This window comes from Mycobacterium sp. DHQP2018-32-09, assembly GCF_058148405.1.
In genome coordinates this window covers 1-458 of record NZ_JBYVYK010000140.1, presented here as the reverse complement: position 1 = coordinate 458, position 458 = coordinate 1, and the positions used below count along the sequence as shown (strand labels likewise).

General features: G+C 55.0%; 1 protein-coding gene. It reads right to left on the bottom strand.

Annotated elements, in window-relative coordinates:
• Positions 1 to 105: 105 nt before the first annotated feature.
• Positions 106 to 458 (bottom strand): hypothetical protein (locus AC30CM_RS27055; RefSeq protein ID WP_490119984.1); only part of this gene is annotated, 353 nt, incomplete at its 5' end.

The following is a 458-nucleotide window of genomic DNA, read 5'->3' as shown; positions in this document are numbered from 1 at the left end:
GTCCTCCGGTTCAATTGCCGGAGGCACGTCCGCAACTGCACGCTGACGTGGTGCAGTCGCGTTGCTGAACGAGCGCGGCATGATTGGTTTCATACGCACTCCTTATTATTTGGATACGACGTAAAACTCGGTGCCCTTCGAAGCGAAAGTTACCTTTAGTGCGGAGAACGGCATATCCGATTGAACTATCGGCCCGTTTCCGGTGAGGGTAATAGGTGTTGGCCCGTCTACCCATTTCACAGCGGCCTGCACGGCTGGGTCTGGATCACAAGCCAGACCTGCATTTTGCAGCGTGAACTGGACAGTGGCGCTACCAGACCCAACTAGCTGAAATGCAAACCCCAGAGGACGCGTGTTATTACCTGCGCACTCGGTGATCGGAAGGTAAAGAACGTCATCTGCTTTTTCGGATACTGCTCCAACCCAGCCAATCAAGCCCTGTGGAACGGAGGCGGCAC